This is a genomic window from Nocardia farcinica, assembly GCF_029867845.1.
Taxonomy (GTDB): Bacteria; Actinomycetota; Actinomycetes; order Mycobacteriales; family Mycobacteriaceae; genus Nocardia; species Nocardia farcinica_A.
The window spans coordinates 1-1631 of the sequence record NZ_JARWRU010000228.1; the positions used below are offsets into that span (position 1 = coordinate 1).

Here is a 1631-nt window from a genome sequence, read left to right on the forward strand (position 1 = left end):
CTCCCAGCCGTTAGCCGCACCCCACATCACCCCCGCAGGGCGCCGATTCCCATGGGCGCGTGGCTCGATCCCCCCGATCACACCCGCCTCCATCGCTGCCACCGCACCTTCACTGCACGGGTTCGCCATGTACAGGATCACCACACACCCGCTCAACACCGTGTGACCTAGACCGGCATGCCAGCCGTCTTCCAACAGGTCACCACTTTCGTGACCGTCACAGCGCGATTTTTCGGCTATCCGCGCGCGGATTCGGCTGGCGCACAGTCGGTTACCGAAAGACCGACCGGGCGGTTCAGCGAGCGAGCAGCAACGCCTCGTGCAGATGGTCGACGGTCAGGCCCATGAGCGAATCGCGCAGCACCCGTCCCGGCGCGCGCGGAACCGGGATCTCGCAGGGCACCACGATCACCGCGCAGCCTGCCGCGGCCGCGGCCCTCGCCCCGGTCGGCGAGTCCTCCACGGCGACGCAGTGGCGCGGATCGACGCCGAGCAACTCGGCGGCACGCAGGTAGGGATCGGGCGCCGGCTTGCCCTCGGCGACCTCGTCCCCGCACACCGAGACGTCGAAGTGGTGCCTGCCGATGGTGTCGAGGCCGAACTCGGTGAGCGAGCGGATGGTGTTGGTCACCAGCGCCATGGGCAAGCCGCTGTCGCGCACCACAGCGAGCGCGTCGGCGGCGCCGGGACGCCACGGGATGTCGCCGGTCATCAGCTCGGCCACCCGCCGCTCCAGGAAGTCACCGGCCTCGGTCAGCGCTCGCGGGGTCGGGTCGGCGCCGAGGCCGTCGAACATGATCCGCAGCGCGTTCGGCCCGGACGCGCCGATCAGCGCGTGCCGCAGCTCGTCGGTCATCTCACCGCCGAGCCGCACCGCCAGCTCGCGCACCGCCACATCCCACAGCTTCTCCGAGTCCAGCAGCGTGCCGTCCATGTCCCACAGGACCGCCGCGAGTCGCCCCGTCATCTGCGTCCTCCCACCATCTGTCCGCCCACGCCCTCAGAGGCCGGAGCCGGAGATCAGCGTGCGATCGCCCTCGCGGGTGACGGTGATCCAGCGGTTCTCCGCCGCGACCGTGCCGTCGGTCTTGACGTAGGCGAGCGAGACGGTCGCGCGGTCGGGCCCGTTCGGGGTGACCGCGTCCACGCTGACCGAGCGGATGGACGACCAGAACGACGAGTAGGAGCCGAAGCCGCCGGTCTGTGCCTGATAACCGGGCGAGAGCTGCGCCCACGCGCCCGCGATGTCGCCGGGCAGCATGGCGTAGTAGTCGCGCGCGAACTCCGCCGCGTCGGCGGGCGCAGGCGCGGCGGTCGTGGTGGTCGGCGCGGCCGTCGTCGTGGTCTGTTCCTCGTCGGAGGTGGCGGATCCGCCGGTGTCGCTGGAGGTACCGGCCGCGGAGGTGGCGCCGGCGGGCACCGAGGGACCGGCCAGGTTCTCCCCCTCGCCGGATTGCCTGGTCAGCAGCAGGACCACCGCCAGCGCGAGCACCGCCACCGCGGCGACGGCGGCCAGCAGCAGCGTGGTCCGGCGCGAACCCTCCCGCTGCGCGGGGGCGGACTGCTGCCCATGACCGCCCACCGGCGCGATCGGCGGGGCGGCGGGCCCGGCGACGGGCGCGGGCGGGGCG

At 72.5% G+C, this 1631-nt stretch carries 1 protein-coding gene and 1 pseudogene; both read right to left on the minus strand.

Annotated features, from left to right (window positions below; all coding sequences use genetic code 11):
* Positions 1 to 295: 295 nt before the first annotated feature.
* Complete coding sequence (locus QH283_RS04655) at positions 296 to 967, minus strand: HAD family hydrolase (RefSeq protein WP_280501776.1); 672 nt, start codon at positions 965 to 967, stop codon at positions 296 to 298.
* 33 nt (positions 968 to 1000) lie between these two features.
* Positions 1001 to 1631, minus strand: a pseudogene (locus QH283_RS04660) (serine/threonine protein kinase); the annotation flags it as partial.